13 protein-coding genes are annotated in these 24,206 nt (G+C 71.8%); 5 read left to right on the top strand and 8 right to left on the bottom strand.

What is annotated here, in order from left to right; all coding sequences use genetic code 11:
- Positions 1 to 120 precede the first annotated feature (120 nt).
- On the bottom strand, positions 121 to 2,976 hold the full coding sequence (gene gyrA, locus CA12_RS16550; protein ID WP_242687969.1) for a DNA gyrase subunit A: 2,856 nt from the start codon (positions 2,974 to 2,976) through the stop codon (positions 121 to 123).
- A 527-nt stretch (positions 2,977 to 3,503) separates the two neighbouring features.
- Here gyrA and CA12_RS16545 point away from each other — a divergent pair.
- The gene (locus tag CA12_RS16545) at positions 3,504 to 4,424 is read left to right on the top strand and encodes a Gfo/Idh/MocA family protein (protein ID WP_242687968.1); all 921 of its coding nucleotides are present in this window, start codon (positions 3,504 to 3,506) and stop codon (positions 4,422 to 4,424) included.
- 30 nt (positions 4,425 to 4,454) lie between these two features.
- Here CA12_RS16545 and CA12_RS16540 read toward each other — a convergent pair whose 3' ends face one another.
- The 3 genes from CA12_RS16540 to CA12_RS16530 form a co-directional block, all read right to left on the bottom strand.
- Positions 4,455 to 5,171, bottom strand: a complete 717-nt coding sequence (locus tag CA12_RS16540; RefSeq protein WP_242687967.1) for a DUF2071 domain-containing protein — start codon at positions 5,169 to 5,171, stop codon at positions 4,455 to 4,457.
- A gap of 60 nt (positions 5,172 to 5,231) precedes the next feature.
- Positions 5,232 to 6,935 carry a flotillin family protein gene (locus CA12_RS16535; RefSeq protein ID WP_145360126.1) on the bottom strand — a complete coding sequence of 568 codons (1,704 nt, stop codon included), beginning with the start codon at positions 6,933 to 6,935 and terminating at the stop codon, positions 5,232 to 5,234.
- A 79-nt stretch (positions 6,936 to 7,014) separates the two neighbouring features.
- Complete coding sequence (locus CA12_RS16530) at positions 7,015 to 7,614, bottom strand: hypothetical protein (RefSeq protein ID WP_145360125.1); 600 nt, start codon at positions 7,612 to 7,614, stop codon at positions 7,015 to 7,017.
- A gap of 274 nt (positions 7,615 to 7,888) precedes the next feature.
- Here CA12_RS16530 and CA12_RS16525 point away from each other — a divergent pair, with 274 nt between their 5' ends.
- Complete coding sequence (locus tag CA12_RS16525) at positions 7,889 to 10,105, top strand: serine/threonine protein kinase (protein WP_145360124.1); 2,217 nt, start codon at positions 7,889 to 7,891, stop codon at positions 10,103 to 10,105.
- A complete protein-coding gene (locus CA12_RS16520) occupies positions 10,102 to 11,949 on the top strand; it encodes an adenylate/guanylate cyclase domain-containing protein (RefSeq protein ID WP_165700813.1) in 1,848 nt (615 codons plus the stop codon). The genes CA12_RS16525 and CA12_RS16520 overlap by 4 nt, the downstream gene beginning before the upstream one ends.
- 90 nt (positions 11,950 to 12,039) lie before the next feature.
- Here the strand turns inward: CA12_RS16520 and CA12_RS16515 are convergent, their stop codons facing one another.
- A complete protein-coding gene (locus CA12_RS16515) occupies positions 12,040 to 13,278 on the bottom strand; it encodes a Gfo/Idh/MocA family protein (protein ID WP_207622025.1) in 1,239 nt (412 codons plus the stop codon).
- Positions 13,279 to 13,542: 264 nt separating this feature from the next.
- On the opposite strand from CA12_RS16515, the gene CA12_RS16510 reads away from it, so the two are divergent.
- The gene (locus CA12_RS16510; RefSeq protein ID WP_145360123.1) at positions 13,543 to 14,007 is read left to right on the top strand and encodes a hypothetical protein; all 465 of its coding nucleotides are present in this window, start codon (positions 13,543 to 13,545) and stop codon (positions 14,005 to 14,007) included.
- An 88-nt stretch (positions 14,008 to 14,095) separates the two neighbouring features.
- Here the strand turns inward: CA12_RS16510 and CA12_RS16505 are convergent, their stop codons facing one another.
- The 3 genes from CA12_RS16505 to CA12_RS16495 are packed head-to-tail and all read right to left on the bottom strand — an operon-like array spanning position 14,096 to position 22,603.
- Positions 14,096 to 15,370, bottom strand: a complete 1,275-nt coding sequence (locus CA12_RS16505; protein ID WP_145360122.1) for a class I SAM-dependent methyltransferase — start codon at positions 15,368 to 15,370, stop codon at positions 14,096 to 14,098.
- Positions 15,370 to 19,035: a UvrD-helicase domain-containing protein gene (locus tag CA12_RS16500; protein WP_165700812.1), complete on the bottom strand. Its 3,666-nt coding sequence runs from the start codon at positions 19,033 to 19,035 to the stop codon at positions 15,370 to 15,372. Before CA12_RS16500 ends, CA12_RS16505 begins: the two co-directional genes overlap by 1 nt.
- Position 19,036: 1 nt before the next feature.
- Positions 19,037 to 22,603, bottom strand: coding sequence for a PD-(D/E)XK nuclease family protein (locus CA12_RS16495; RefSeq protein WP_145360120.1), 3,567 nt, complete (start codon positions 22,601 to 22,603; stop codon positions 19,037 to 19,039).
- An 82-nt stretch (positions 22,604 to 22,685) separates the two neighbouring features.
- Between CA12_RS16495 and CA12_RS16490 the strand changes: the two genes are divergently transcribed.
- Positions 22,686 to 24,188, top strand: coding sequence for a S41 family peptidase (locus tag CA12_RS16490; RefSeq protein WP_145360119.1), 1,503 nt, complete (start codon positions 22,686 to 22,688; stop codon positions 24,186 to 24,188).
- Positions 24,189 to 24,206 lie beyond the last annotated feature (18 nt).

Raw genomic sequence — 24,206 nt, 5'->3', positions numbered from 1 at the left:
CACTCTCGCCGGGGCGGCAGGGAAGTGCAATCAGGCCTTCAACGGGCGCAGACGACGCGAGGAGAGCACGGCGGCGTCATCCCCTGAGGGCGACACCCCGGCATCGTTCGCTACGGGGGCTCACGCCCCCGGCTTACCGTCGTCCGTGGGGAACTCGGGCGGCACCGGGATCGGCTCGCCGACGGGTTGCTCCAGAGCCGGCTCGACCACGCCGCCCTCCTCGGCGGCGGCCTCGGCGTCGGCCAGTTCCGGCTCGACCAGGTCCGCCGGGATGCGGGCGACGGAGGCGAGGGTGTCGCCGGCGTCCAGCCGGATGCACCGCACGCCCTGGGCGTTGCGGCCGGTTTCGCGAATGTCGCGGGCCCGGATGCGTTGGATCTTTCCGGCGGAGGTCATCATCAGCACCTCGTCGTCGTCGGCGACGGCGGCGACGGCCATCACCGGGCCGGTCTTCTCCGTTACCCGCAGGTCTCGCAGCCCCTTGCCGCCCCGCTTCTGGCGACGGTAGCGGGCGTTGCCGCTGGTGGCGGGGGCGTCCTCGGCGTCGTCCACGGCTTCGGCGGTCACGTCGTCGGCGTCCGGTTCGTCCACGTCGTCCGCGTCCGGCAGCTCGCCCAGGCCGAAGGGCGTGCGTTTGCCGAGGCCCTTCTCGGAGAGCGTCAGCAATCGCAGGTCCGGTTCGGCGACGACCAGCCCGACGACCTCGTCGTCCTTCGACAGGTTGATGCCCCGCACGCCGCGGGTGGCCCGGCCCATCGGGCGGGCGTCCTCGTGGGAGAACCGAATGCTCATGCCGGTCTTGGTAGCGAGGACCACGTCGTCCGCGGTCGCCCCCTTCCCGCCGACGATGCGGACGTCGATCAGCTCGTCGCCCTCGTCGAGGTTGATGGCGATGATCCCGCCCCGCAGCGGGCGGCCGTAGGCACTCAGGGCGGTCTTTTTCACTGTCCCGTTGCGGGTCGCCATGATGAGGTACTGATCGTCCGGGAACTGGCCCACGGCGAGGCAGTTGGCGACCTGTTCCCCGGCGTCGGACAGCTGGAGCAGGTTGACCAGCGCCCGGCCCTTGGCGATCCGCGAGCCGAACGGCAGGTCGTAGACCTTCCGCCAGTAGACCTTGCCCTTGTCGGTGAAGAACAGCAGCCAGTCGTGGGTGCTGGAGACGAACAGGTGCTCGACAGGGTCCTCCTCGTCGGTCTTGGCCCCCTTGATCCCCTTCCCGCCGCGGTTCTGGGCCTGATAGACGGAGAGCGGGGTCCGCTTCACGTAGCCGCGGGCGGAGATGGTCACGACCATCGGCTCCTCGGCGATCAGATCGCCGATGTCGACGTTGCCCAATTCGTTCGGGTCGATCTCCGTGCGGCGTTCGTCGCCGAATTTCTCGGCGAGTTCGACCATGTCCGCCCGCACGACGGCCCGCAGATTGGCCTCGTCGGAGAGCAGGCGGAGGTACTCGCGGATGTTCTGAATCAGCTCCGCGTATTCCCCGCCGAGCTGCTCCCGTTCGAGGTTCGCCAGGCTGCCGAGCTGCATGGAGACGATCGCGTCCGCCTGCTTGCGGGACAGCGAATACGTTTCCGCGACGCCCTTCTCCTCCTGGAACAGGTCGAACCCGTCGCCCAGCGCCCGTTCGATCAGTTCGCTGGCGACCTGGATCTCCTGGAGGCGGTTGCGGGCTTCCTCCCGGCTGGGCGAGGCCCGGATGGTGCGGATGATCTCGTCGATGTCCACCTGGGCGACCAGCAGGCCCTCGACGGTGTGCTTGCGGGCCTTATCGGCGGCGAGCTGGTACTCCGTCCGCCGGCGGGTCACGTCGACCCGGTGCCGGACGAACTCCAGCAGGATCTCCCGCAGGCCCAGCGTCCGCGGCCGCTGGCCGACGAGGGCCAGCAGGATCACGGAGACCGTGGTTTGCAGCGGGCTGTACTTGAACAGCTGATTGAGGACGACGTCGCGGTCCGCGTCCCGCTTCAGGTCGATGTGAATCTCGGCCCGCCACGGCGGCGTTTTGCGGTCGGTGTAGTCCGTGACGCGGCTGATGCCCTCGACGCGGCCCTCTTTGGCGACCTGCTCCAGCTTCTCGCGGATGCGGTCGCGGGTCTCCATGTAGGGAATCTCGGTGACGACGATCGTCTCCTGCCGCCCCTTCGTTTCGAACTTCGTACGGGCCCGCAGGGTGAGGGTGCTGCGGCCGGTCTTGTAGCCCTGCAGGATGCCCATGCGGCCGCAGATCACCCCGCCGGTGGGGAAGTCCGGGCCGGGGACGTATTCCATCAGCGCCTCGGCGGCTAGGTCCGGATCGTCGATCAGCGCCGCCACGGCCCGGCAGACCTCGCCGAGGTTGTGCGGGGGGATACTGGTCGCCATGCCGACGGCAATGCCCGTGCTGCCGTTGACCAGCAGGTTCGGATACCGGCTTGGCAGAACCGTCGGTTCCTCGTACTTGCCGTCGTAGTTGTCGGCGAAATCGACGGTGTCCTTATCGAGGTCCCGCAGCATCTCCGTGGCCAGCGGGGCGAGCTTCGCCTCGGTGTACCGCATCTGGGCCGGCGGCAGGCCGGCGAGGGAGCCGAAGTTGCCCTGTTTGGCGATCAGCTCGCCCCGCATGACCCACGGCTGGGCCATGCGGGCCAGCGTGGGATAGATCGCCCCGTCGCCGTGCGGGTGATACCGCTTCATGGTCTCCCCGACGATGCCGGCGCACTTGGTCGTGCTGCCGCCGGGGCTGAGGTTCAGGTCCCGCATCGCCACGAGAATCCGGCGCTGGGAGGGCTTGAGCCCGTCCCGCACGTCCGGCAGCGCCCGACTGACGATCACGCTCATGGCGTACGTCAGATAGCTGGTCCGCATCTCGTCCTGGATGTCCAGGGGCCGCACCTTGCCGACGTTCCCGCCGGCGGCGGGGTCGGGACGCGGCTCGACGATCTCGTCCCCGGTCAGGGCGTCCTGTGAACTCTCGGGGGTCTCGTCAGCCAATGCGACGGCTCGGATAGAAGAGGTGAAGCGACTCAGTTCCTCATTCTACCGCCGGGGCCGCAAACCTCAACGGCGACAACGGCTTGCGACGCGAAACCCGTGTCATCATTCTCACGACCGCCCGCATCGCGCGAGTCGCCCTGCCGACAGGACGAACCGCCGCCCGGAAGGAGCCGACCGCTAGGCGGTTTGCGGCGCCCCCCGGCTCGGTGCGTCGCTGGGGGAACGCCGGTGGGGGAACGCCGGTGGGCGTCACCGGGTTCCAGGCCGGTCCGCCGCGTCGGCTGAACCCATCGACGCGGCAGTTCTTGACCTTGGCGGCGGCGCCGTCAGACTCGCGCCCTCCCCTCCTCAAGCTCTCCAGTTCCATGCGCCACGTTTCGCTGCCGCTCATCCTGGCGTTCATCTGCTCCGCCGGAGGGACGAGTCCGCTTCGGGCGAATCTGCCCGACCCTCCGGCGCCGGACGCAGCGGCTGCGGATCAGCCCTCCACGCACCGGACCGAACTGCGGGTCGGAATCATCGGCTTGGATACGTCCCACGTGACGGCCTTCACGAAACTGCTGAACGCGGAGGATCCGTCCCCAGAGTTGGCCGGCTGCCGCGTGGTCGCGGCGTATCCGCAAGGCAGTCCGGACATCGAGTCCAGCGTCATGCGGGTCCCGGGATACACGGAGCAGGTCCGTGAAATGGGCGTGGAAATCGTGGACTCGATCGACGCCCTGGTGGCGAAGGTCGACGTGATCCTGCTGGAATCGAACGACGGCCGACCGCACCTCGAACAAATCCTCCCGGCGCTGCGTGCGGGCAAACCCGTCTTCGTGGACAAGCCGATCGCCGGCTCGCTGACCGACGCCGTGGCGATCTTCGCCGCGGCGGAGAAGTATGAGGTCCCGATCTTTTCCGCCTCCTCGCTACGCTACGCGGAGGGCGCCCAGGCGCTCCGTCACGGCAAGATCGGCGAGATCCTCGGCTGCGACGCGTACAGCCCGGCGGCCTTGGAGCCCACCCACCCGGACCTGTACTGGTACGGCATCCACGGCGTGGAAACGTTGTTCACCGTCATGGGAACCGGTTGCGAGTCGGTCTCCCGCACCCACACGCCCGAGTGCGACGTCGTTGTCGGCGTGTGGGACGGCGGCCGAATCGGGACGTTCCGCGGCATTCGGGAAGGAAAGCGGGGCTACGGCGGACAGGCGTTCGGCACGACCGGCAATGCGGCGATCGGCGAGTACGGCGGCTACCGCCCGCTGCTGGTGGAGATCGTCCGCTTTTTCCGCACCGAACAGCCCCCCGTCTCCGAGGAGGAGACCCTCGAGATTTACGCTTTCATGGAAGCTGCGGACGAGAGCAAACGCCAAGGCGGCGCGTCCGTCGCCCTGGAGGACGTCATGAAGAAGGCGCGTAGGCAGGCGACCGACCGCCTGAAGTCCCTCGGCGTCGACTGACGGGGCGGCGATCGGCTCGCCCGGCTCCCGCTATCCGCGGACGTCCGCGCGACCGTGCCAACTGTGCGGCACGCCCCGCATCAGCAGGGCGTGGTCGAACGCCACCGAGCCGGGCGGAAAGCGGGTTTCGTCCTCGAAGTAGGCGCTTCGAACGCTCTCCACCGCCAGCGGCTCCACCGCCCAGCCGTCGCAGCACAGTTCCAGCCCGTCGAACCGCGTCGGCTCGGCCGTCGCGGAGTAGCCCAGCGAACCGGCCTCGAAGAACGCGGACGCCTCCGCCGCCGAGGCGAACGCGGAGTCCGCCGGCAGCTCCTTCCCCGGGCGGACCGTCACGGCGATCGAGGCGGCGCCGTCGTCGCTCCGGAAGGCGACGGAGAGACGGTCGCCCGACTCGTGCACCTCGAACCGGGCATGGTGATGAACGCCCGGAAACACACGCCCGCCGACGAGGGCGTTCAGCCGGGAACTGGTGTCGCGGCGGGGGATGAACACGCCGGTGCGGCGCTCGCCGTCGGCGTCCCACTCGACGGCGACGCGGTGGGCGGCGTTCTCCGACCCGATCCCGACCGGCAGCGGCAGGAACGCCGGCCGGATTTGCTTCAGCCGGATCAGACAGATGCCCGCCATCGCCGCCCCGTTCACCAACTGCGGCCGAAACGGCGCCGGCAGCGCCGCCGCGGCGACCGCCGGGTCGACGCGGTAGTTCACCAGGATGCGGCGATCGATCACGCCGCGGACGGCCGGCATGCGCATGGCGGGGGCTCTGCACGGGTTGTGTCCCGTGCAGACCGCCTGCCCCGGGCGGCGCTAACCGTCGCCGTGCTTCGACTGCGGCTGAGGAGTCGGCTCCGCCTTCGCCGGGCCGTTCTTCGACGGCGGCGGCGGGCCGGCGGTCGCTCGCTGGGTTGCTTTGTCGGCGCCCTTCTGCGCCGCTTCGTCGCGGTCCTCGGCCAGCTTCACGAGCGTCTCCGGCAGTTCGATGCCGGCGACGTCGCGCATCACCTCCATCATCGGCGGCAGCGTGCGGGCCATGTTCTGCAGGAAACCGGCGGTGCTGCTCTGGCCGTTCTTCCCGCCGCCCTCCCAGACGACCACCTTGTCGAACTTGATGTTCGAAATCGCCTTCGCGGACGCCTCCGTGAGGGCGTCCAGGTGTTCGAGCATCAACATCTGGAAGGCCTTGTCGCTGCCGCCGCAGGCCGCCACGATCCGCTCCAGACCCTCGGCCTTCTTGGCCATGATCTCGTACTGACCGCGGGCCTCGGCCTCGAACTTGGCGAAGATCGCGTGGGCCTCGGCGTCGGCTTCGATGCGGCGCTGCTCGCCGGCGGCCTCGGCGTCGACAATCCGCTTCGCCTTCTGGGCCTTGGCGTGGGCCTCCAGCTCGGCCCGCTGCTCCGCTTCGACCTTCTCCGCCTCGGCGAGGGCGGCCTTCGTCATCGCCCGGAAGGCGGCCTCCTGCACGGCGGCCTCGGCCTCTCGCTTGCGGGTCTCGGCGAGCTGGTACGCCTCGGCGTTCTTCACGCCCAGTGTGGCACGGGAGGCGGCGACGAGGGCGGCGGCTTCGTTCTCGCCCGCGACGGCTGCGGCGTCGGCCTGGGCGTTCTTGATCCGCTTCTCGCGCTCCGCTTCCTTGACCTGCACGTCGCGTTCGAACTGGGCCCGCTGTTCGCCGACGGCCTGATCGCGCTCGTAGTCCGCCACGCCGATCGCCTGGTCGCGGGAGGCCCCGCGGGTGCCCAGTTCCCGCTCTTTGTTCGCCACGGCGACGGCGATCTCCCGCTCCCGCTGGGCCTCGGCGACGCGGACCTCGCCGAGCTTCTCCTGATCCGCCACGTCGCCGCGGGCCGTCTGCACCGCCTGCGAGGCGGCCTTCTTGCCGATGGCGTCGATGTAGCCGGACTCGTCCTGAATGTCCGTGATATTGACGTTAATTAGCACCAGGCCGATCTTGCGCAGCTCCGGCTCCACGCTGTTCTGCACGTGGGAGAGGAACGTGTCCCGGTCGCGGTTGATGTCCTCGATTCGCATCGAAGCGATCACCTGCCGGAGTTGGCCGAAGATGATCTCCTGGGCCTGCGATTTGATCTCCTCGGTGCCGAGCCCCAGCAGGCGGATGGCGGCGTTGGTCATCAGTTCCGGCGTCGTGCCGACGGCCACCGTGAACACGCTGGGCACGTTGACCCGGATGTTTTCCATCGAGAGCGCCCCGCGGAGGGGGATCTCGATCTGGATCGGGTCCAGCGAGAGGTAGTCGTGGTCCTGAATCAGCGGCCAGACGAAGCTCGCCCCGCCGTGCAGACACTTCACGGCCTGCCCCTGGCCCTCTTCGGCGGCGCCGCCGGTCTTGCCGTAGATCACCAGCACGCGGTTCGACGGGCAGCGTTTATAGCGCTTCACCACCAACATCAGCAGGGTGAAGGCGACGAGGGCGGCGGCGACGACCGCGAAGCCGACGTACAGCATCGCGTTCGATTCGCCCTCAAACTGGGCGAGCGGCGGGAGAAACATGGCGTAAAGTCCTGAGCGGAGGGGGCGAACGGCGAGGGGGGCGAGAGTCCCTGAGTCGAGGGGGAATCAAAACTAGGTCTCAAATCGCCGCGACGTCGGCGGTGTTCGGTCCGGCGAGGTCCCGGACGACGATCTTCGTGCCGCTGGGCAGCTCCGGGCCGTCGGTGACGGCGGCCATCTCCACGGTCCGGCCGGCGTACTCCAGCAGCACCTTGCCGACGCCGGAGCGGTCGGCCGGCACGCGGACGTAAACCGTGCCGTAGCAACCGGCGACGCCTTCGGTGGTCACCGTGCCGTCGGCCCCGAGCCGGTGGAGCTGCCGCATCACCCAACTGACAGCGACCAGCCCCGCGGCGCCGCCCAGCAGGGCCGCGAGCGCCGTCAGCCATCCGGCCCACCGCAGTTCGGAGCCGATCAGCCCGAACAGTCCGGCGAACGTCGCCGCCGCGGTGAGGGCCCGCAGCGACAGCGCGCCCACGAAGCTGCCGTGCCCGCTGTGGTCGCCGCCCTGATCGCCGGCGTCGGCGTCCGGCACGTCCAGGTCGGGCGTGTCGAAGTCCGGGGTGTCGGCGTCGAAGTCGGCCTCGAAATCTCCCCCGAGGCCCAGCAGCGTGGCCACGACTTGGCAGAGCAGCAGCGTGCCGCCGGCGAGGGCGAGGACGGTGTAAACGGTGAACATCGCGAAGGCTCCTCCGGTGCGGGGGAATGTCGAGCCGGGGTCGTCAGCTCCCGGAGGCGAACGACGAACGCGGCCCGCCGGTTCACGACAACTTGAGCGGAGACCGAGGCGAGCGGGGGGCGCCGCCACGCCGCACCCTACCGTTCCGGCATGCCGGCTGCTCCGCCCCGACCTGACGAGCGACGTTGCAATCTGTGCACGCATTGTCGATCCCCGCGACCGCCGAGAATGTGGTCTGCGCTCCGAACGCCCGCCCGGGTACCATCCCAGCCCCATGCCCACCGCCCCCGCCCCGCCGCAGGACGCCCGCAACGCCCCCGCCGAGCCGCGACCGGCCAGCGGCGGCGAGGGGTACTCCGGCTTCGATCCGCTGGCGGAAACGGTTCGCCCGAGCCCCGCGGACGTGGCGGTCACCCGGCAGCTTAGCCGCCCCGGCGCCCGCCGGGCGGAGCCGAAACCGGCCGATCCGCCCGGCTACCGCCTCCGGCACCTGCTGGGCCGCGGGGGGTTCGGGGCCGTCTGGCTGGCGACGGAATCGGCGACCGGAAAACAGGTCGCGGTGAAGACGTTTCGCCACGTCCGGGCCCTCGACTGGCCGCTGCTGACCCGGGAAGTGGAGAAGCTCGCAGCGCTGGACGCCAGTCGGCACGTCGTCCAGTTGCTGGGCGTCGGCTGGGAGGCGGACCCGCCGTACTACGTGATGGAGTACCTGCCGGACGGCTCGCTGGCGGATCTGCTCGACACCGCGGCGCCGCTTCCTCCGGCACGGGCCGCGGAACTGGCGGAGGGCATCGCCGCGGGGCTGGTGCACGCCCACGGCAGCGGCATCCTGCACTGCGATCTGAAGCCGGGGAACGTCCTGCTGGACCGCGACGGCGGGCCGCGGCTGTGCGACTTCGGGCAGGCCCGCGGCGTGGGCGCGGGCGACGGCGGCGGCACCGCGGACGATTCCGCCTCGGAGTCCCGCACCGGCGGCCGGCCGCTGGGCACGCTGTTCTACATGCCCCCGGAGCAGGTCGCCCCGGACGCCGCCCCGGACGCCCGCTGGGACGTGTACGCCCTTGGCGCCGTCCTCTACGAGATGCTCACCGGCCACCCGCCGCACCGGACAGACGAACTGTCCGAACGCCTCAAGCGGTGCTCCCCCGGCGAACGGCTGGCCGTCTACGCCAAGGAGGTGAAGGACGCCCCCCGCCCCACGGAGCACCTGAAGGTCCGCGGCATCGACGCGGCCCTGGTGCGGATCGTCGATCGTTGCCTGAACCCCGACTGTACCCAGCGCTACCCGAACGCCCAGGCGGTCCGCACCGCCCTGCGGCAACGCTCCGAGGACGCCGCCCGCCGCTCGCGGGCCCGCTGGGCACTGCTCGGCCCGGCGGCGGTCGCGGCGGCGCTGCTGGTCGTGGGCACGCTGCTCGTCGGCCGCACCCTGGAGGCCGGGCGAGGTCAGGTCGTGGAGCGGGCGATGGAGGCGAACGCCCTCTCCGCCGGCCTCGTCGCCCACAGCCTCGAACAGGTGGTGAATCGCCAGCGGGTCGAACTGGAACAGATCGCCGCCGATCCCCGCCTCGCTGACCTGATCGCCGACGCGACCGCCGCCGGGTGGGAGGAGGGGGCGGCCCGGTCGACGCTGTTCTCCTACCTCTCGCTCGTCACGCCCGCGGTGGTCGAGGAACAGGAGGAACAGGCCGCCGCGACCGCGGACGGCGCCACCGACCTCAGTTGGTTCCTGCAGGACGCGACCGGCATGACCCGGTGGCGGAACCCGCCCGACGACGAAGTGGTCGACCACAGCTTCGTCTGGCGGGACTACTTCCACGGGCAGGGCAAGCACCTTCCCCCAGACACGCCGGTCGGCTCGATCCCGCCGGTCGACCGCACGCACGTCTCCCTGTCGTACCGCTCGACCAGCACGGAGGAGTGGAAGCTCGCCATCACCACCCCGATCCGCGACGCCGAGGGCAACATCGTTGCCCTGCTGGCCCGCACGGCGCTCCTGGACGCGTTGCTGTCCGAATACGACTCCACGAAACGCACCGTGACCCACGAGGGGCAGGCGGGCGACGACGCCGTCCGCTACACCCGGGTGATCGCCCTGTACGAACGGCAGTCGGGCCGCCTGCTGGACCATCCCTGGCTCGCCAAACGCCCCGACACCAGGATCGTCGTCGAGTTGCCGGACGGGGAACGGCAGGCCATCGACGCCGCCCTCGCCGACGGCCGCGGCAGCTTCCGCACCGATCGGCACCTCGATCCGACGGCGGCGGTCGACGGCGGGCAGGCCTTCGCCGGGATGTGGATCTCCGCGTTCGCCCCGGTCGGGGGGACGGACTGGGTCGTTGTCGTGCAGGAACCTCGGGACGATGCCCTGCGATTGATGGAAGGCTTGGGCGAAAGGTTGCGGCTGGTCGGGGCGTTCGTCGTCGGCGGCCTCGTGTTGACGCTGGGCGGCCTACTGTATTGGTTTACCCGCGATCGGGCCGGGGCGTGAGCGGGGAGCCCGGGGAAGCGGACGGCTGGACGATCGCCGTCGACGGCGGGCGTTCGCTGACCGTGCGGCCGGGCGAATCCCGTTCGATCGGCCGCTCCGCCCTCTGCGATCTGCGGGTGCCGAGCGATCCCCGGCTCTCGCGGGTGCATTTTCGCGTCTCCGTCGGCGACGCGGATACGCTGACGATCCGCGACGGGACCGACGGCCGCAACCCGCTGTTTTGCAACGGCGAGCGGGTGCACGGCACGGTCCATCTCCAGGACGCCGCCCGGCTCGCCGCCGGCCGCACCCGTTTTCGGGTCCGCCCGCCCGCCGCCGCGGAGGACGAGGGGACCGTCTTCCCCGGGGAGGACGGCTTCCCGGGCGACGACGCCCCCGGCTCCAGTGCCGTCGGCACGCTGTCGGAAGGCGCCCTCACCTTCGACGCCCGCACCCTCGCCGGCGTGGCCGTCACCCGGCCGGATCGCCGCTTCGAGGCCGTCGCCCGCCTGCCGGAGGTGCTCCGCACGCCGGACGACGCCCGCCGCCTGCCCGCGCTCTGCGGCCTGCTGCTGGCCGGCGTGCAGGACGCCGAAGCCGTCGCCGTCGTCGCCCGCGTCAAACAGGGCGAGCCGGGGGCGTCCGTCCCCGGAGCGCACGCGGTGCAGTTGCGAAGCTGGTCCGGCCGCAACGAGTTGAACGGTCCGCCGCAGGTCCCCCAGGAGTTGATCACGGCCTCCCTGAACGCCGGCGAGGCGATCCTCAGCCCGTCCGTCGGCGGGTGGGCGTTTGTGGTGCCGATCGCCGACGCCCAGTCCGAAGGATCGGGCACCGCCCCGGCCGACCGCGGCCTGTTGGTGCTCGGGTCCAACGCCGCCGGGCCGGCGGAGCGGGCCGCCGATGTGCGGTTCGTCTCGCTGGTCGCGGAGATCGTCTCCGCCGCCGATCGCAGCGGTCGGCTCGAACGGCAGGCGGCGACGCTGCGGCCCTTCCTCCCCCCCCGCGTGCTGGAGGCGCTGGGCGAGTCCCCGGACCCGGCGGCGTTGGCCCCGGCGGAGTGCACCGCCAGCGTGGTGTTCTGCGACCTGCGAGGGTTCAGCCGAACCAGCGAAGAACTCTCCGCCGACCTACCGGCGCTGCTGGCCCGGGTGTCGGCGGCGCTGAGCGTGATGACGCACCGCATCCGCGAGGCCGGCGGGGTGACGGGCGATTTCCTCGGCGACGCCGCCCTCGCCTTCTGGGGCTGGCCGACCACGGACCCGACCGCCCCGCTCAAGGCCGCGACCGCCGCGGTTCGCATCGCCGGGGATTTCGCCGCCCGCCGCGACCCCGGCGATCCGCTGGCCGGCTTCCGGGTGGGGGTGGGGGTCGCGACGGGTCCCGCGGTCGCGGGGCGGATCGGGACGGAGGACCAGGCGAAGATCACCGTGTTCGGCCCGACGGCGAACCTCGCCAGCCGTTTGGAAGGCCTGTGCGGCCCGCTGCGGGTGCCGGTCGTCTGCGACGCGGCGACGGCGGACGCGGTGCTCGCCGCACAGGGGGCCAGCGCCGGCGACGTCCCGCTGCGGGTGCGGCCGCTGGGGACGGTGCGGCCGGCGAAAATGCAGCGGGCGGTGCGGGTCAGCGAACTGCTCCCGCCTCACGGCCCGGCACCGGAGGGCTCCCCGCTGACCGACCGGGACCTCGCCCGCTACGCCGAGGCCGTCGCCGCCTTCACCGCCGGCGACTGGCCGCGGGCCGCCGAGGTGCTGCAGGACCACCCCGCCTTCGACCTCGCCCAGGACTTCCTGCGGGTCCGCCTCGCCGAAGGCCACCGCACCGCCCCCCCCGGCTGGGACGGCGTGATTCGAGTGGACGAGAAATAACCGCCCGGATGAGCCGGACCGGCAAGGCGTTCAAGGCGTCCGCCCCCGGAGGGTGATCGCCTTGAACGCCTTGGGACTGATCCCGCCCGATTACCGCCGGGCGTAGTCGGTCTTCAGGCTGACCCAGGCACCGTTCTGTTCGCTGCTCTCGACGGACTTGGTGACGAACAACATGCCCTCGGCCCCGTCGTAGACGTTGGGGTAGAGGGTGTCGCGGGTCGTCTCGGAGCGGCCTTGGAAGCTGGTCCCCTCGGAGCGGGCGATCATGGCGTCGTAGGCGGCCCGGTAGACGTTGCCGAAGGCTTCGAAGAAGCCCTCCGGGTGCCCGCTGGGCAGGCGGCAGCTGTTGCGGGCGAGGTCCGAGAGGTACGCGGCGTTCGGGTCGCGGGTGTAAAGCTTTGCCGGCTGGCCGTTCTGGCGGACCCACATCTCGTTGGGGTTCTCCTGCCGCCAAACCAGCGAGGCCTTCGTGCCGTCGATCTCCACGTACAGGTTGTTCTCGTGGCCGTGGGAGATTTGGGAGGCCGTCACCGTGCCCAGCGCCCCGTTCTGATACCGGACGACGGCGTGGCCGTAGTCGTCCAGCTTGCGGCCCTCCACGAAGGACTTCAGGTTGCAGGACAGCTCCTCCGGCAGACAGCCCGTCATGAACCGGCCGATGTTGTAGGCGTGCGTGGCGATGTCGCCGAACGCCCCCGCAGCGCCGCTCTTGCCGGGGTCGGCCCGCCAGCTGGCCTGCTTCTGGCCGGTCTCCTCCAGCGGCTCCCGCAGCCAGCCCTGGATGTAGTTGCTGCGGATCGCGTTGATCTCGCCGAGGTCCCCGTTCAAGCACATCTCCCGGGCCTGCCGGATCAGCGGGTAGCCGGTGTAGTTGTGCATCAGGGCGAACACGCCGGGGGTGTTCTCGACCACCTTGACCAGCTCCTCGGCCTGGGGGAGGTCGAAGGTCATCGGCTTGTCGCAGACGACGTTGAAGCCCGCCTCGGCGGCCGTCTTGGCGATCTCGAAGTGGGTGTGATTCGGGGTCGCGATCGAGACGAAGTCGATCCGGTCGTCCTCCGGCCGGGCGAGTTCCTTCTCCACCAGTTCGTGGATGCTGGTGTAGGCCCGGTCCTCGGGGATGGCGTAGCTGGGGGCGCTCTTTTTGGCCCGCTCCGGGTTGCTGGAGAGGGCGCCGGCGACCAATTCGGCCCGGTTGTCCAGTAGGGCGCCGGTGGCGTGCACCCGGCCGATGAACGACCCGCTGCCGCCGCCGACCAGGGCCATCCGCAGCTTGCGGTTCAGGCTGCCGTTGGTGGTCGGGTAGTCGTCGGACGGTTGGGCGGGCATCGCGGCGGGGGGGAGACGAGGAGACGGGCGAACGACGGTCGAGACAGGGGGCAGGCTAGCCGGCAGGCGGGCGCCGGTGCAAAGCGACCGGGGGCTGAGGCGAGCGTGGGGGCGTGAGCCCCCCGTGCGATTCGTGATGGCCCCGCTGGGAGAACTCAGGGGGCTTACGCCCCCGCTCGCCTCGGGCTGTCGGGCGTCGGTAGACTGCGGGCGTTCCCCTCACCGTCGCCCGCGGTCGCGGGCCGTCTCCCGAAAGCCGAACCCATGTCGCTGTCTCCCCGCCGTTCGCTGGCGCCCCTCGCTCTCCTGGCCGTCGGGGCCGTGGCCGGGTCCGTCGGGACCGCCGTGCTCTCGCCGGCCTCGCTGAAGGCCGAGGCGGTCGACCGGAACGAGAAGATGGCGGTGTTCACCAGCCCGCTGTCGATCGGCCGGCCGGGCGAGGCGGTGTTCGTGCTGGACAGCACGACCGGCACGCTGGTCGGCGGGGTGCTGGGCAACGGCGGGTTCAACACCAGCTACGCCCGCAGCATCGCCGCGGACTTTGGCGACCGGGCCGGCCTGGCCGAGTACGCCGTCGTCGCCGGCAGCACCGACAACGGCGCCGGCGTCATCTACATCGCCGAGAACCGCAGCGGCGTGGTCGTCGCCTACGGCATCCCGGACGGCAGCGGCCGCCAGTTCCCCCTCGTCCCGGCCGGCAAGTTCAACTTCAAAGCGGCCATGCAGTAAGGACGTTTGAGGGCGAGCGAGGGGGCGTCAGCCCGCCGTGCGACGGGACGCGTGCGAGAACACGGGGGGCTCACGCCCCTCGCTCGCCTCACGCCCGCTCGCACACCACCGCGGCGGCTTTGCCTTCGAGCTTGGCGAAGATCAGCGTCCGCCGCGGCCCGCCCGGCGTGAGCGGCAGTTTGCGGCGGACGGCGGCGGCGTCGGTCGGCAGGTGGCGACATTTCACCTCCACGTCGCCGGCCCCCGTCTCGCCGATCGCGGCCCGGTAGCGGCGGGCGTTGTTCGGGCAGACCGCCAGCACCCGAAACGCGGTGGCGAACGGGGTCTCGACCCGCGGTCCGGTGAGGTACTCCTCCGCGTCGTCCAGCCGTTGAAGGCCGGTCCGTTCGCACAGCTCGTCCACCAGCCCGGCCCGCACGACCGACGGGTCGGGGTCGTAGAGGTAGTCCGCGATCGGCCCGACGGTCGGAATCGCGGCGAACGGGTCGGCGGCGAGGGTGTGCGTGTCGTCGTCCAGCAACACAGTCGCCCGGTGCACGCCGGGGTCGGCGAGGGAACCGAACCAGACGGTCGCCTCGCGGCACTCGCCGCCGTGGGAGATCAGCTCGATTTCGCAGTCGGGGAACTTGCCGCCCCAGTTCGAGGCCGGGCTGACCTTGATCGCCCCGCCGGCCGCCGACGCGGCGAGGGACCGCATGAACGACAGGTCCGGGGCGTAATCTTCGAGCCGCTTCTCCCGCCGTTTGGCCCCACGTTCCCCGCCGGGGCGGCGGTCCGGGTCGAGGTGCACGAACGCCCCGGACACGTTCACCTCCTCCGCGGACGCCGTTTCCGCCGTCACCCGGTCGGACACGCCGTGGAGGGCGGCGTTCTGCGTCGCCATCCAGCCGGCGACGGGGTCGCGGTCCACGGTGCGGACGGGGACGAACTCCGCCAGAGCGATCGCGTCCCCGCCCAGCCCGCCGCAGAGGTCCAACACCGGCGAGCCGTTCCCTCCGGGGGCTGACGCCCCCGGCTCGCCTGCGTTCATTCGTGCGGCGAACCGGCGGGCCTTGTGCCGGGCGACGGCTTCGCCGGTGGCCTGTTCGAGCCGGACCCGGTCGAACCACATGCGGTCGCCGAGGCGAAACTTTTCGACGGCCCGGCCTCGGAGTTCGGCCAGCGTGAGGGCCGCGGCGACGGCCTCCGCGGGGTGCTCCTTCCGCAAGGCAGCCTGCTCCGCCGGGGCGTTCCCCCGCTCGGCGGCCGCCGCGACGAGATCGGGGCGCTCGCGGAGGTACTCCAACCACCGCACGTCGGACAGCGGCGGCCCTGGCGAGCGGGGGGCGTCAGCCCCCTGAGTCGAACGAGCATCGGGCGACATCACAGGAGGGCCCCCCGCAGTAGCTCGGCGACGCGGTCGTCGGAACAGGCCCCCGCCGGCAGTTCTTCCGTGCGCACGAGCCGGGTCGCACCGTCCGCGGCGACCAGCAGCAGGGCCGCCTCCCCTCCTCCCAGCGGCGCCAACGCGGTTCGCTCCGCCCATAACCGCGGGACGAGCCGATCCGGCAGCCCGACCCCGGCCACCTCCGCGGCCGTCGCCGCCGCCACGCCCGCCGACATGCCCAAGGCGTTCAAGGCGTCCGGCCCCGGGGGGTGAACGCCTTGGACGCCTTGACCTGTTCGGCCCCCGTTCGGCGCCGCCGGCAGGATCAACCGTTCGATTCGTCCCGTCACTGCAGGCAGCACGTCGGCCAGCGGAGGAATGTGATAGTCGAGCCCCCGCCGCTGTTCGACGCGACGCGATAGTTGCAGTGCGTCCGCTAATCGACCGCGGGCGTCGGCGAGGGGATCGCTCACGGTCTCCGAGTTGACCGGGTCGTCGCTCGCCTCCCCGGGGACAGACGCCCCCGGCTCGGCGATGGGGAACCGGGCGAGTTCGTCCCGCTCTTCATTGCTCGCCAGACGCTCCGCCAGTTCGGCGACATGCACGGCGGAGGGTCGCGGCGACGGCAGCGGGCGGCGGAGGTCGTAGGGTTCGCAGGGTTCCGTGGACCGCAGCACGTCCGCGAACTTTTCCGGCGGCGTGCCCCGCTTCGGCCCCGGCAGGGCTTTGCCGGTCCCGGCCGGCTTGTCGTGGTGCACCAGGACCTGCGGAGCGAAGAACAGCGGATCGCCCGCGGAGCGGTCCTCCCGCGGCTTGCCGGTGGTGAGGTCGAACACGGCGTCCAGCGTTTTGAGCGGCACGCCCGTCGGGGCGTCCGCGGCGCCGCCGGGCGCCTCGTCCTTCGCCAGCGGTCGGGCGGCCGAGAGGATCAGCCGGTCCGCCGCCCGGGTGGCGGCGACGTAGAAGACCCGCACGCTTTCGGCCTCCTCGGCGACCTGCTCCCGGGCCTTCCAGATCTCCGCCCCGTGGTCGATCAGGTCTTCTCCGTGCTGGCAGGAGAGCGGCACGATCGGGCCCAGTTCCGGGTCGAAGGTGCCGGAGACCGAGACCGACGGCGGCTTGCGGTCCAGATCGCAGGCGACCACCACGGGGAACTCCAGCCCCTTCGAGCCGTGCACGGTCATCAGGGTGACGACGTTTTCGTCCTGCGTGACGGTGGCGGCTTCGTCCTCGGTGAGGGTTTCCTTGACGCTCTCCAGCAGCCGGGCCGCGAAGCCGCGGAGGCCGCCCTCGGGGGCGGCGTCGGCGTTGCGGGCCATGCGCAGGAGCTTTTGCAGGTTCGCCAGCTTGCGTTCGCCCAGGAACTCCAACATGACGGAGCCGTCGTACCCAAAGGCCTGCACCGCCCGCTCCAACAACCCGCCCGGCCCGAGCCGCGACCGGCAGGCCAGCAAATCCCGCAGCACGACCCGAGCATGGGCCAAACGCTCCGCCTGATCCTCCAGCAGAGAGAACGGGGTGTCATCAAGAACGGCGGCGGCCAGCGGAGCCTGTCGCACCGATGCGACACTGCCCCGATGATTTTCGGAGACACTCTCCCCCGAGGCGTCCAAGGCGTCCAAGATGACCGCCCCCGGGGGGTGAACGGCTTGAACGGCTTGGGCGGATCGCCGTTCCCCCACCGCCTCGGCGTCGGTAAGAGTGAACAAAGTGTCATCCGATAGGCCGCACAGCGGACTCCGCAACACGCCGGCCAGCGAGAGGGTGTCGTCCGGGTCGTCCAGCCAGAGGAGGAGGTGCACCAGATCCTGCACTTCCTGCTGGGCGAAGAATGATTTGCCGCCGGCGACGTAGGCGTCCACGCCCACCTCCCGCAGCGCGTCCTCGTAGAGCTTCACGTCGCCCAACGTTCGGAACAGCAGACAGACGTCGCCCGGCTTGGGCGGGCGGTCCGCTGCCCCTTTGACTCGCACGCACGGCCTGCCGTCGAGCAGTTCGCGGATGCGGGCGGCCACCCATTTCGCCTCCACCTCCCGGCAGGCCGCGGCCGTCGCCCTCTTACCGTCCGGGCCGGCAGGGACGGTCGGCAGAAGGAACTCCACGTGCGGCCCGCCGCCGGATTCCAGATCCCCGACGCCCCCGCCCTCCACCGGCGGCGATTCCAGCGGTTCGTAAGCCGGCATCACCGGATCGAACAGGGCGTTGACGAACCGCAGGATCTCCGGCCGGCTGCGAAAATTCTTCGTCAGCGGCAACCGCCCGGCGGGCGCCAGTTCGCCCCGCATCCGGCCGAAGACCTCCGGGTCCGCCCCGGTGAAGCGGTAGATGCTCTGCTTCGAGTCCCCCACGAGGAACAGCTTGCCGGCGTCCTCCCCCGCGGCGAGCCCGGCGATCTGGCGGACCAACTCCGCCTGGACGGGGCTGGTGTCCTGGAACTCATCGACCATCAGCAGCCGGATCGACCGGGCGACCTTCTCCCGCACCGCGTCGTCGCGGAGCAGCCGGGCGGCGAGCCGCAGTTGATCGCCGAAGTCCAGCCGGGCGGTGTCCCGCTTGCTGCGTTCGTACCGCTTCGCCGCGGCGGCGGCCAGCGGTAGGTAGGCCCGCACGGTCGGCAGGGCCGCGGCGAAGTCCGGCGGACTGTCGCCCAGCGTCTTGAGCAGACCGTCGATCGCGCCGCGGAACGGGGCGAGGTGGGCTTGGATCACCCCGTAGTCGTCGCCCTCCCACATCTTCTTCGACTGCCCCAGCTTGCCGGTGAGGGCCAGCGGTCGCAGGTCCGCCAGCCGGTCCCGCAGCCGATCCGGCGTCGGCGGCGGGCCGGTGAGGAGCAGTTCCAGCTCGGTCAGCAGCGTGCGCCGGTCGGCGGCCTTCGCCGGGGTGGTCGTCAGGTTCCGTTGCAGCACCGGCCGCAGGGCCGCCCAGTCGGCCGAGTCCCGCAGGGCGTCGAACTGCGGGTCGATCAGTTCCCGCGCCCACGCCCCGGCCCGGGCGGCGACGAGGTCCGCGGTCGTCCACGGCTTCTCGAGCAGTTCGCGGTCGGTGTCGAGCAGGTTGAGCAACACGCCCCGCACCGCCGTCAGCCCGCAGCGGGTGACGAGGTCGCGGGGGGACAGCGCCTCCGGGTCGTCGTGCTTCGCCGGGTCGCGGGCCAGGGCGGTTTTGAGCACGGCGTCGACGGCGTCGGTCCGCAGGTCGGCCTCCTCGGTGGCCTCGACGGTACGGAAGGCCGGATCGAGGTCCGCGGCGGCGGCGTTCTCCTTCAGCAGGGCCGTGCAGAACCCGTGGATCGTGCTGATGCGGGCGGTGTCCAGCCGGCGCTGGATCGTGCGCCACCAGACCCGCTGCTCCGTTCGAGCCGGGTCGCGGAGCCGGCGACCGACCTCCCGCCGCACCCGGGAGACCATCTCCGCGGTGGCCTTCTCCGTGAAGGTGATCGCCACCACCGCCGGCAGGCCGTAGGGGCCGGGACTGTCCTGCTCCCGGGCCGGGTCGAGTTCGTGCAGGAACCGTTCGATCAGCACGAACGTCTTCCCGCACCCGGCCCCGGCACTCAGGCCGACGGACGAACCGGAATGAAAGACCGCCGCCTCCTGCTGCGGGTGCATCCGCGGAGCGGCCGGCGAGCCGGGGGCGTGAGCCCCCGGAGCGGGTGCGAGCAATTCACTCATCCTCGTCCCCCACAACCGGGCCGGTCCGCCACGGCGGGGGCCACTTTTCGAGCCGCTCCGCGACGGCCCGCACCTCCGCGGCTCGGCCGACGCGGGCGTGATCGGAGAACGTCTGCGTCTCGCCCTTCTCCGGGCAGATCGGGAAGACCCCGCTGCGGATCGCCCCCGCCAGCAGGGGCACCACGGCGTCGAGGTCCTCCTCTAAGGTGGGCAGCAACTCGGCGACGCACTTCTTGCCGCCGCGGGAGATGCCGTTCCGCGGCCCCTCCGTCTTCACACCCCAATACACCAGCATGTGCGGCTCCGCGTCCGGGGGCGTCAGCCCGCAGCGGCGGGCAGCGACGGCGTAGAGGGCCAACTGTAGGGACGCCCCCGCGGCGACCCGCTCCGCGGTGAACTTGGGCACGGACGAACCCGTCTTGTAGTCCACGATGTTGTACGCCGGGACAGTCTCCCCGGACTCCAACGTCACGAACCCGAAGTCCAGCCGGTCGATGCGGCCGGTGACGGGCACCCCGCCGGGGTCGTTCGGGAAGCGGGCGGCTGGGGGGCGCTGCGACAGGTCCTCCGTGTCGTCCTCCTCCTCCGGGGTGCGGCGGCCGAAGGCGGCTTCGAGCCGATGCACCGTCGGCCCCTCGGCCCAGCCGGCGGCGAAGGTCCCGGCGTAGGCGGCCGCCTGCGTGGGGAACGCCTCGGACCACGCCGCCAGCAGGGCGCGTTCCGTCTCCCACAGCCCGTCGTGCCAGCGGGCCAGCGAGCGAGACCGCGGCTTCAGGGCGGCGATTTCTTCCTGGAGCAGCTCCACGGTCGGAGCGTCCTCGGACTGCTCCAACGCCCGCCGGTAGGCCCGGGAGAGGGCCGCGTGCATGGCGGTGCCGCGGTTCATCCGATCCTCCCGCAGCCCCGGCGGGTCGGGCCGTTCCACCCGCAACACGCGGTCGAGGAAGTAGCGGAACGGGTTCGCGGCGAACGTTTCGAGTTCGCTGGCGCTGAACTGGTAGCCGACCGGTCGCCGCTTCGCCCAATGGACTTGGGACCGCGTCGAGAGCCGCCCGTCGAACGCCGTCGGCCCCTTCGTCCGACTGCGGGCGGAGAGCATCGTCGCGGCGCCCAGCACGCAGCGGGCGGCCGGGGCCTCTCCCGGAGTGACGAGCAACCGGGCCAGCGGCCCCGCCTGCCCGCCGGTGCGTAGCTCCGACACGGCCAGCGCCCGGGCGTCCGCGGCGGTCAGCGCGCGGTCGAGCGCCGGGATCGGCGAGAGGCTGGCGGTCTTCGGCTCCGGGAACGTATCCGGGGCGAACAGATCGCGGACCGCCTCCACGAACGGCCCGGCGAAGCGTTCGCGGCCCTTCTCGTCCCGGGTCGTCCAGGAGAGCGTCAGCGATTTCGTCGGCCGGGTGACGACGCCGTAGAACAGCAGCATCTCCGCCCGGGCGTTGGCGTCGGCCAGGGCCGCGGGATCGTCCGCCTCCTCCCCGGACCGCGGCGGCGCCGGGTCGGCGGGGTTCGGCGGCCGGGGGAACTGGCCCTCGCCCAGACCAAGCAGAAAGAGGTGATCGCACCCCGCCGTGCGGGCCGTCTCGGCATCGACGAATGCCACGCCGCCCGCCGCCGCCGGCGGGCCCGGCACGCGGGCCGCGGCCAGCAGTTCGTCCGCCCAGTGCAGGAACTCGCCCAGCGAGAGCAGCCCGTCGTCCGCCTGGTGGTTTGGGTCCGCGTCGGCGGCGTGCTCGGCGGCGGCTTCGCTCAGCCAGCGGAGGGCGGCGTCGAGGTCGGCGGCGTCGTCCTCCCACGGCTCCCGCGGCAACTCGGCGGCGGCAGGATTGAACCCCAGGGTCTCGATGAGGGTGCGCAACCGCGCCACCCAGCCGGCCGGGTCCGTCGCGGTGCGGGTCGGTTCGAGTGCGGCGTTCAACGCCTCCACGGCGGCCGCCGTCAGCCGGCGATCAGCCTCCGGGGGGGCGTCGCGGTCGGGCGGTTTCGGTTCCTCGCCCTCGGCAGCGGGGGCGAAGGTGCGCACTGCCTTGAGCGCCGTGCGGCGGTCCTCCCCCACGTTGGCAAACCGCAGGACGCGGGCCGTCGCGGTGGCGGCGTCGGCGGGGAAGCCGAACGAGGGGTCGCGGAGCACGCCCAGCAGTCCCCGCAGCCCCCAGCCGGAGGCCTCGACCCGCCACGGGGCCAGCAGCGCCCGCACCGCCGGCCGACCGGCCAGCGGCAGCGGGCGGTCCGCGTCCACCGGCACCCCGCCGGCGTCGCAGAGGCGGAAGAATTCCTCGGCGTAAGTCCCCACGTCCCGGGCCGTGACAACCACCCGCTCCGCCGGTTCGCCCCGCATCAGCAGGCCCTTCACCGCGGCGACCGTCGCCCGCGCCTCGTCCTCGATCCGCCCGGCGGCGTACAGGGTGACGCCCTTGGCGACGGTCCGCCGCGGGGCCGGTTCGGCGGATTCGTCGAACAGCCACGCCGCGAGATGCCCCAACGCGTCGTCCGGCCGGCGGGGGGCGTGCCACTGGTAGATCGACTCGCCGCCCTGCTCCGCGAGCGGGTCGGAGAGTTCGTCGACGGTCCGCCAGACCGGCTCGAACAGGTCCGGCCGGTACGGGACGCCGGGTCGGGGTTTGGCCGACATGCCGGAGCCCTGCTCCAGCGGCAGGGCGATCACGGCCGCGTTCGCGGAGGCCGCCAGCGCGGCCAGCAGGTCGCGCTGGGTGGCGGTGAAACTCGTGAAGCCGTCGGCGACCAGCAGATCGAGCCGCCGCCCGTTTCCCGACCCGTCGGAGCCGAGCGCCGCCCCGGCGCCGCACAGCAGATTGCGGGCGACCCAGACGCGGCCCTCGGCGTCGAACAGCGGCGGGCCGCCGTCCGGCGGGTTCTGCAGGCGATCCTGATAGGCCGCGTACAGCCGCACCAGGTCCCGCCGGGCCGCGCCGCCGGATTGCAGGGTGGGATCGTCCGGCCAGACCTCCGCGTACTTCCAGGCCCGCACCTGGCGTTCGAGCAGCGTGAGGAACCCGCCGGCCCCGGCGATGCGGGCAAAGTGCGACAGCCGGCCGGCGGCGGCCTCCGCGTCGATCACCGCCCGCAACACCCGTCGGCGGGAGACTCCGGAGAGCACGCGGTAGCGGCGACCCTCGCCCCCCGCCGGTTCTCGTGACGGGGCGCCCTGGGCCGCGTCGAGGGCGTGCCACAGCCGGCCGTCGGAGAGCAGTTCGTCCGTCAGGTTTTCGAAGGTTCGCACCCCCGGCTCGAGCAACGGCCCGCCGATCTCGCGGGCCAGATCGCTTTGCACCGCCGCCCGGCTAAGGCGGTTCGGGGTGAGCCACAGGCAGGCCCCGGTGCGGCCCTCGGCCCACGCGGCCTGCAGGGCGGCGGCGTACTCGGCCAGCAGGGCCCCGGTCTTCCCGCCCCGCGGCGTGCCGCACAGCAAACGCACCGTCCCCCCGCCGGGCGAGCCGGGGGCGTGAGCCCCCGGAGCAGGCGAGCCGGGAGCGTCGGCCCCCGGGGGAGGCGCCAGTTCGAGATCGGGAAACGGCAGGTGCACGCGGCCAGTGTACGGCACGGCGGCGGGCGGCCTACACTGCCGTCCGTTCCGTGCGCCGGTCCAGTCCGGCGTTCCCCCCGCCCGCCCGGAGAATCGCCCCGTGCCCCGCTCCCGCCGCCTTCGGTCTCTGTCCGCGGGACTGCTCGCCGGTTCGCTGGCCTTCACGGGGTCCGACGCCCTGCCGGGCGTCGGCGTGGCGTGGGCTCAGGAAGAACCTGCTCAGGAGAAACCCGCTCGGGAAGAGCCTGTCCAGGAAGAACCCGCACGGGGGGCTGACGCCCCGCCGCTCGCCGACGAAAAGGCCGTCGATCCGCGGGAGGATCGGGAGGAACTGCTCCGTCTGATGCGGGAGTTCGCGGATTCCTTCGAACAGATCGAACGCAACTACGTCTCCGAAGTCAGCCGCGAGGAGCTGCTCGAAGCGGCGATCGACGGGATGGTGGCCAAGCTCGACCCCTACAGCACCTATCTGGACGACGAGGAGGTCGGCCTGTTCACCCGGGAGGTGGAGGGCCAGTTCATCGGCATCGGCGTGCAGATCCTGCCGGACACGGAGACCGGCCGCCTCACGATCACCGCCCCGCTGCCCGGCACCCCCGCCGCCGAGGCCGGCGTGCGGGCCGGCGACATGATCGTGAAGGTGGACGGCGAAAGCGTGGACGGTCTCGACCCCTCCGCGGTCACCGCCCGCATCAAGGGGCCGGAGGGCGAGCCGGTGAAACTCGGCCTGATGCGGCCCGGGCAGGAGGAACCGCTGGAGATCACCGTCGTCCGGGCGGACGTGCGGGTGCCGACGGTGCTGGGCGAGTCCCGCCGGGCCGACGGCTCTTGGGACTACCTGCTGCCCTCCAAAAACTCAGATGGGGGCGAGGAAGGCGAGCCGAAGATCGGCCTGCTGCGGGTCACCCGGTTCGGCGCCGGCACCGACCGCGAACTGACCGAAGCCCTCCTCCAGTTGAAGGAGGCCGGGGCGGAGGGCGTGATCCTCGATCTTCGCGGTAACCCGGGCGGGCTGCTCGATCAGGCGGTCGCGGTGGCGGACCTGTTCCTCAAGGAAGGCCGCATCGTCTCCACCGCCGGCCGCAACGTCGCGTCGCAGTCGTTCGACGCCCTGCCGGGCGGCCCGGCGGAAGGGCTGAAGGTCGCCGTGCTGGTCGATCGGTTCAGCGCCAGCGCCAGTGAAATCGTCTCCGCCGCGTTGCAGGACGCCAACCGGGCGGTGGTGATCGGCGAACGCACCTGGGGTAAGGGCAGCGTGCAGACGGTCATCAACCTCGGCGGCGGCCGCACGGCGTTGAAGCTCACCACCGCGGCCTACCTGCGGCCGAGCGGGGCCAACATTCAGCGTCCCGGCCCGATCAACCGCCCGGCCCGCCAGTCGGACGAGGACGGCGAGTGGGGCGTCACGCCGAACGAGGGCTACCGCATCCCCCTCACCCTGCCGCAGCGGCGCAACCTGAACATCGACCGCATCGTCCGCGACCGCCCCGCCGGCGCCGTGGCGCCGGAGCAGGACGAGGAGTACGAGCCGACGGAGGACCCCCACATCGCCGCGGCGCTGAAGGTCCTCACGGAAGACGAAGACGAGTCTTCGAACCCGTGAGTTCTCTCGACGCAGAAC

It is taken from the genome of Alienimonas californiensis (assembly GCF_007743815.1).
GTDB lineage: Bacteria > Planctomycetota > Planctomycetia > Planctomycetales > Planctomycetaceae > Alienimonas > Alienimonas californiensis.
Note: the sequence above shows the minus strand (reverse complement) of the source record. Positions and strands in the feature narration are given on the sequence as shown.